Raw genomic sequence first — 5,217 nt, forward strand, 5'->3', positions numbered from 1 at the left:
CCGGTCACAACAACGCATTGACCGCGAGGGATCTTAAGCGAAACGTCACGAAGCGATGGACGGGAAGCGCCTTTGTAGCAAAACGTGCATCCATCGAGCTCGATAGCATAGGGCGAAGCCTTCGCCGCGGCGGCATTTTCCGTCATCAGAGCACCCCCGCTCTAAGACAAACGGCAAACGCCAGAAGCACCATCGCAGCGATAAGGCATGCGACGTCGACTGCGCATATCCTCAGGCGGTAATACGAGGTGCGGTGCGCACTCGCCCCCACGCCGCGGACGACGACCGCGTTCCCCAGTTCGTCGGCGATCTGGCCCAAACGCGCGATCACGGGCACAAGGAAATGCTCGGCGGTCTTGGCGGGATGGCACACGACCGATTTCGGCGTGAGAGCGATGCCGCGCGTCTTCATCGCGTCGGCGACGGCGGAGAATTCGCGACCCATGGTGGGGAGGAAACGAAACGCTACGCACACCGCAACCGAAACATTCGAGGGAACGCGAATCGCCTGCAGAGCACAAGCGAGCTCGCCGAGACGCGTGGTTGCGATCATGTTGAAAGCGAACATGAAGGCGGGCAGAACATGGCGGTACATGAGAAGCGACGCCGCAAAGGGCGAAAGCAAGGTGCTTCCGCTCGCCACGAGCAGTTGCGCCGTCACGGCGAACAGCGCATAGAAGGCAAGCCAGCGCACAATCGCGGAGAAGCGGCGACAATACGCCATCACGGCAACGGTAAGCGCCAAAACGCCCATCTCGGCGAACAGGCTTTGCGAAAGCGCCATCTGTACGTTAATCATCACCAGCACCGCAAGCGACACGCGCGGGTCGAGATGGCGCGGCGCGGCGTCGGCGGACAGCGAAGACCGCGCCTGCACTACCGCGCTCAAGGGCAAAGACGTATCCATCGAAAGAGCCATGCAGTTTTCGTCCTTCTTCCTATCAGTTAGCCATAGGTGACTTATTCGCGATACAATAAAGCTCGGTGAAGCGATGCGAAAGACGGAACAAGAAGATGGAAAACGACGCCGAAAAGAAATCAAGTTCCACCGAAAAATCAAACGGAAGCTATGCCTCAGAACAGGGAAACCCGCTTTACGACATGTTCGTCACACAGCTTACGCGGCTGCACACCGTACGCGCGAAAGAAGCGATCGCACGCGGCTTCGGGCAGGCAAACCTGGTGCGAAGCATCGGCGAGACATGGTTTGTCGACCCCCGATACGGCAAGGGATCCTATTGGTTCTACCTCATGGACGGCGACACTATCGTCGTGTCGATGGACATCACGTACGAACGCGCCGTGGAGGCAGCCATAGAGACTGTTCCCTATCTGGGGTTCGGCCTCTATGAGCATGCAATGCCCGAGTATTGCTCGCCCGAGTGCGCCGGATCGAACTGCAAGCTCATAGGGCATGACTGGGATGGCGGCACCTACACAAGCTCGTTTGAGCCCGGCAAGCGGCTTTCATCGGCGTCGATCACCATTGCCCCCGAAGCGATGCACCGCTATGCGGACGCCTTGCGCTGCGACAAGGAGAAACTGCGTCGCACCATCGGGCGGCTCACCACGTCTGATGGCGTGCCCGGCTTGCCCTCGGCGCTTCGAGGGCTTGACATCACCTACCCCGCCACATCAGTAGCCGATGCGTATTATCACGCCAAGGTGATTGAATGCTTCGCGCTGCTAGCGAGCGGCATTCCCGAGAGGGGCACGACAGCCGACGCCGCGCACATAAGCGACAAGGATTGCGTCGAATGCATCTGCTCTTACATCGATGGCAACCTATCATCCAATCTCAGCACGAAAACGCTGTGCAATATCGCCCATGTAAGCGAGGGGAAGATGATATCGGCGTTCCGCAATGTTCAGGGGGACACCCCGCAAAGATACATCCGCGCACGGCGCCTGGAGCACGGTCGGCGCCTTCTCCTTGATGGAAGCCGCGAAATCGGCGGAATCGCCAAAAGCGCAGGCTATCGCAACCAAGGAGCGTTCACCGACGCATTCAAGCGTGCCTACGGCACAACGCCGCGCGCCTATCGCAAAAGATTGCGCATCGAATAGGACAGAGCATCGCGCTATACTCCGCCACCCCGAAAACAGGTGGGAGCCGGCCATGCGAGCGACTCAGATTAGAGGGGCGATGGGGAACGAAGGTCAACCGCCGGCGACGCTACACTCGAAGGGATGCGCCGACGTGGCGATCGGCGTCGAGCGTTTGGCGAAGGAGCTGCCCGACCTCGCCTTCGTCTCCCTGCAAACCGAATGGCTCGACATCGCCGTCGAGAAGAGCCAGCGCACCGCACCGCTTGTGCGGGAGATTCGCAAGATTGCGGAAAGCGAGTCCTTCCACGGCGCGATCGACGCAATCGAGGGCTACGAGGCGACGAACATGGGAGCCATCGTCTACGAGAGCTAGACGAGCGACGCGGGTTGCAGGATGCGGGAGAGGAGACACACTTCTTCGATGTCCGCATTCGTCGATAGGTTTTCCCTATAGCAATTGCATCAATTCATGTATTTCCCGATTTCCGAGCGCGTGACTATACTTCACACCGACATAAACGCGGCGATAGCCAAAACGTCAAGTGCCGAATAAAAGAGGCACCGAGACGAGCCCGAGCAAGCATCCAACCGAAAGGCAGACAATGGCAGTGAACTATGGACCGAATCGATACGACGTCGTCGGCAGCTTCCTTCGCCCCGCGAAGCTGAAGAAGGCGCGCGAGGATTTCAGCGCAGGTGCAATCGACGCCGCAGCCTTGAAGGCAGTCGAGGACGAGTGCATCACCGACCTCATCGCGAAGGAGAAAAAGGCCGGCCTGCGCTTCATCACCGACGGGGAATTCCGCCGTGCGGCCTGGCATCTTGACTTCATGTGGGCATTCGAGGGCATCGGTCACTCCACAACCGAAGACGGCCTGCCGTTCCACGACGAGGCCGCCAAGATCGACGACACCTATCTGACGGGGAAGATTTCGCTCGCAGGCGAGCATCCCTTCGTCGAGCACTTCCGCTTCGTCCAGTCCTTCGAGGACGAGAACACCACGGCGAAGCTGACGATACCCGCGCCCGCGCAGTTCATCGAGCAGTTCATCATGCCCATGAACCGCAAGGCGACCGACGCCGCATACGGAAGCGACGCGCTCCTAGAAGACGACATCGTCGCCGCCTACCTGGCATTCATCGAGCAGGTTCACGCCGCGGGCTGCCGCAACCTGCAGTTTGACGACTGCTCGTGGGGATGCCTTGTCGATCCGAAGGCGGAGCTTTTCTTCGGGACCGACCAAGCGGGGCTCGCGCGCATCAAGGAAACACTGCTGCGCGTGAACAACCGCGTGCTCGATGCCGCGCCCGCCGACCTCTGCATCAACACGCATGTCTGCCGCGGCAATTTCCACAGCACGTGGGCCTGCGAGGGTGGCTATGACGACGTTGCCGACGCACTGCTCGCGAACGAGCACGTGAACGCGCTCTTCCTCGAGTTCGACGACGAGCGCTCCGGCAGCTTCGCACCGCTTTCGAGCGTGCCCGCGGGCAAGAAGGTCGTGCTCGGGCTTATCACCACGAAGCGCGCCGAACTCGAGGACAAGCAGGCCGTCATCGCGCGCATCCACGAGGCGGCGAAGTACGTGCCGCTCGAGAATCTTTGCCTCTCCCCGCAGTGCGGCTTCGCAAGCTGCGAGATCGGCAACAAGCTCACCGAGGAGCAGCAGTGGGCGAAGGTGGCGCTCGTGCGCGAGATCGCTGAAGAAGTGTGGGGCAACTAGCTTAGGCCGTGCGCGCGCCGCATGTCGCAAGCTGAGCGCAGATCGCAAGTCGCCACGTACAAGTATGTTTCACCAAGCCGCACGACTTCCGCGCGCCTTCCACACACCGCGCGTGACCCCCTAAGGGGAGAGCAAACAAGCTCTCCCCTTTTGCGTTCTTTGCGCGAAACGCCTGCAAGAACGTTATTATCCCCTATCCTTGAACACCGATGGCCCACAGGCGAGGAGCGCTCATGAAACTGCAGCAACTGAAATACGTCGTGAAAGTCGCCGAGATGGGCAACATCACCGAGGCATCGAGGCGCCTGTTCGTGTCGCAGCCTTCCATCACCGCCGCAATCCGCGATCTGGAGCACGAGATGGGCGTCGTCATCTTCGAACGCACGAACAAGGGTGTCGTGGTAACGTCGGAGGGCGAGACGTTTCTCGGATATGCCCGACAAGTGCTCGAACAGGCCGACCTCCTGGAGGAGAAATACAAGGGAGAGACGCAGCAAGTCCCCCGTTTCGCCGTCTCCTGCCAACATTATTCGTTCGCCGTCAACGCGTTTGTCGACGTCATACGCGAGTTCAACGCCTTCCGCTACGATTTCACCCTGCGCGAGGAACAGACGCACGAGATCATCGAGGACGTCTCGCGCATGAAAAGCGAGCTGGGGATCATCTACCTCTCCAAGCGAAACCACGAGGTCATCGAGAAAATGCTGCGAAGCCAAGATCTTCTATTCGAGCCCTTGTTCACCGCCGAGCCGCATGTGTTCATCTCGAGCACTCATCCGCTTGCGGAACGCGAGTCGGTAACGCTCGACGACCTCGACGACTTCCCCTACCTTTCCTACGAGCAGGGAGATTTCAACTCGTTCTACTTCAGCGAGGAGCTGCTCAGCACGCTCGACCGCCGCAAGAACATCCGCGTGCGCGACCGAGCGACGCTGTTTAACCTGGCCGTGGGGCTGAATGGGTACACCGTGTGCAGCGGGGTCATATCGCACGAGCTCAACGGCGAAAACATCATCTCCGTTCCGCTGGACGTGGACGAGACCATGACCATCGGGGTCATCACCCGCAGAAACACCACGCCCACGCGCTACGGGAAAGCCTACCGGAAAGCAATCAAACGCCACATCCCGCAAAGCGCATGATTGCGACGAGCGGGAAAGCAGAATCGCAACGCAGCAGAAACGAGCAGACAGGAAAACAGTGGCGAAAAACCGAGTTGCCCTCCGCAATGTGCATCTCGGACACGACCCGTTACCCCCGTTTGAGAAAGTTTGCCCTCAGGGGGATCAAAACTACTGGCGAACCTCGCGGGGTTCGAGCCCTCTAGCCTGGAGATAAAAAAATCGCTGGCCGATTGTTCGACCAGCGATTGAATTCATGGTGGAGAATAGGGGGTTCGAACCCCTGACCTCGTGACTGCCAGTCACGCGCTCTCCCAGCTGAG

General features: G+C 59.7%; 5 protein-coding genes. 4 read left to right on the forward strand and 1 reads right to left on the reverse strand.

What is annotated here, in order from left to right; all coding sequences use genetic code 11:
- Window positions 1–145: 145 nt before the first annotated feature.
- A complete protein-coding gene (locus ACMRQN_RS03980) occupies window positions 146–919 on the reverse strand; it encodes an energy-coupling factor transporter transmembrane component T (RefSeq protein ID WP_418733917.1) in 774 nt (257 codons plus the stop codon).
- A gap of 95 nt (window positions 920–1,014) precedes the next feature.
- Here ACMRQN_RS03980 and ACMRQN_RS03985 point away from each other — a divergent pair, with 95 nt between their 5' ends.
- The 4 genes from ACMRQN_RS03985 (at window position 1,015) to ACMRQN_RS04000 (ending at window position 4,915) form a co-directional block, all read left to right on the forward strand.
- Window positions 1,015–2,067, forward strand: coding sequence for a helix-turn-helix domain-containing protein (locus ACMRQN_RS03985; RefSeq protein WP_418733918.1), 1,053 nt, complete (start codon window positions 1,015–1,017; stop codon window positions 2,065–2,067).
- Between the two features lie 79 nt (window positions 2,068–2,146).
- On the forward strand, window positions 2,147–2,422 hold the full coding sequence (locus ACMRQN_RS03990) for a substrate-binding domain-containing protein (protein ID WP_418733919.1): 276 nt from the start codon (window positions 2,147–2,149) through the stop codon (window positions 2,420–2,422).
- Between the two features lie 229 nt (window positions 2,423–2,651).
- Window positions 2,652–3,773 carry a 5-methyltetrahydropteroyltriglutamate--homocysteine S-methyltransferase gene (locus ACMRQN_RS03995; RefSeq protein ID WP_418733920.1) on the forward strand — a complete coding sequence of 374 codons (1,122 nt, stop codon included), beginning with the start codon at window positions 2,652–2,654 and terminating at the stop codon, window positions 3,771–3,773.
- Between the two features lie 233 nt (window positions 3,774–4,006).
- Window positions 4,007–4,915 carry a LysR family transcriptional regulator gene (locus ACMRQN_RS04000; RefSeq protein ID WP_418733921.1) on the forward strand — a complete coding sequence of 303 codons (909 nt, stop codon included), beginning with the start codon at window positions 4,007–4,009 and terminating at the stop codon, window positions 4,913–4,915.
- Window positions 4,916–5,217: the final 302 nt, after the last annotated feature.

The sequence above is a fragment of the Ellagibacter sp. genome (genome assembly GCF_048412355.1).
Taxonomy (GTDB): Bacteria; Actinomycetota; Coriobacteriia; order Coriobacteriales; family Eggerthellaceae; genus Ellagibacter.